Consider the following 1,524-nt stretch of genomic DNA (forward strand, 5'->3'; position numbering starts at 1 on the left):
GAGTGCGAGTGTGAGTGTGAGCCCGACGTCATCCGGCACAGCGACGGGCAGTGGCACGGCATCGGTGACGGCGACATTGACGGGGACTGCCTCCGTCACTGCCACGGACACGCTCACGACCTCGGGGACGGCGAGTCCATCTGTGTCCAGCAGTGGCTCGGTGAGCAGTACGGCGTCACCATCACAGTCAGGCTCCCTGTCAGGCAGTGCCACGGTGACGCGCAGTGACACGGCGTCGGTGACAGCATCCGCGTCTGCATCACCCTCGGCGGCAGTGAACAATGTGATCGCCGTGTTGGTGCCGGGGTCGTCCAGCTGGCACATGTGCACGGTGTCTACCCCCGGGCTGGTGCTGCAGTGTTGGGGAGACAACCAGGCCGGGCAGCTGGGGCTGGGGTACACCAGCGTCACCGGCTCTGGCGTGATGGACTCAGCCGCCGTGCTCACGGGGGTGACGAGTGCGGGAGTGGGTGCATCCCACACATGCGCCGTGAACTCGACGGGTACGCTGCTGTGCTGGGGCACCAACCTGAGTGGCCAGCTGGGCCAGGGCACAAACGGCACCGCTGTGGCCGCCTCGCCGGTGGTGGTCATGCCAGGGGTGTCCTCTGTGAGTGGCAGTGTGGGGGGCGCCTTCGCGTGTGCCATGTTGGTGAATGGGTCACTTGTGTGCTGGGGCGACAACCGTTACGGTCAGATCGGGGTGGGGTACGCCAGCAGCACGGGCTGCAGCTGTGTGTCCACACCGTCTGTGGTGGCGGGCTTGCCGTCTGGTGTGGCGTCGGTGAGCTGCGGCTACATCCACGCGTGTGTGTTGACATCGACGGGTGCGGTGTACTGCTGGGGCCAGAACGCGAATGGGCAGCTTGGGAATGGTGTAGTGGGAGGGCCAAACGTGTTGTCACCGCCCTCCACACCCGTGTCCGTCCCGGCAGCAGTGGCATTGGTGACAGGGCTGGGACACACATGCGTCTTGACGAGCGTGGGGACGGTGTACTGCTGGGGGGACGGGACTCATGGCGCCATTGGGAGCACGAGTAGCAGTGGCACTCCGGTGGCGGTGGCGGGTGCGGTGGGTGTGAGTAGCTTGGCGTCCGGCGGTCGCCACATTTGCGTGCTGATGTCAGGTGGTGTGTACTGCTGGGGCTGGAACTTGTACGGTCAGTTGGGCCAGGGTAGTGTGACCACGACGGGGTGTGCGTGTTTGAGCGCGGTGCCCTCCACGCCAGTGTTGTCGGGTGTGTTGAGTCTGACGGCGGGACAGTTCCACACGTGTGTGTTGACGAGTGGGTACGCGGTGTCATGCTGGGGCGACGACACGTATGGGGAGCTGGGGAATGGCGTGGTGAGCAGTGGCACAACGGTGTATGCGCCAACCAGTGTGAGTGCGAGTGTGAGTGTGAGCCCGACGTCATCCGGCACAGCGACGGGCAGTGGCACGGCATCGGTGACGGCGACATTGACGGGGACTGCCTCCGTCACTGCCACGGACACGCTCACGACCTCGGGGACGGCGAGTCCATC

The 1,524-nt window shown here is 65.4% G+C and carries 2 protein-coding genes; one reads left to right on the top strand and one right to left on the bottom strand.

Annotation, left to right across the window (positions count from 1 at the left end):
- Positions 1–594 (bottom strand): hypothetical protein (locus P4L78_RS00035; RefSeq protein WP_309326179.1); only part of this gene is annotated, 594 nt, incomplete at its 3' end.
- On the opposite strand from P4L78_RS00035, the gene P4L78_RS22830 reads away from it, so the two are divergent.
- Positions 491–1,524: RCC1 domain-containing protein (locus P4L78_RS22830; RefSeq protein ID WP_405051487.1), on the top strand; the 1,034-nt coding region annotated here is incomplete at its 3' end. The two genes, P4L78_RS00035 and P4L78_RS22830, sit on opposite strands and share 104 nt — an antisense overlap.

The sequence above is a fragment of the Silvimonas sp. genome, from assembly GCF_031291215.1.
Taxonomy (GTDB): Bacteria; Pseudomonadota; Gammaproteobacteria; order Burkholderiales; family Chitinibacteraceae; genus Silvimonas; species Silvimonas soli.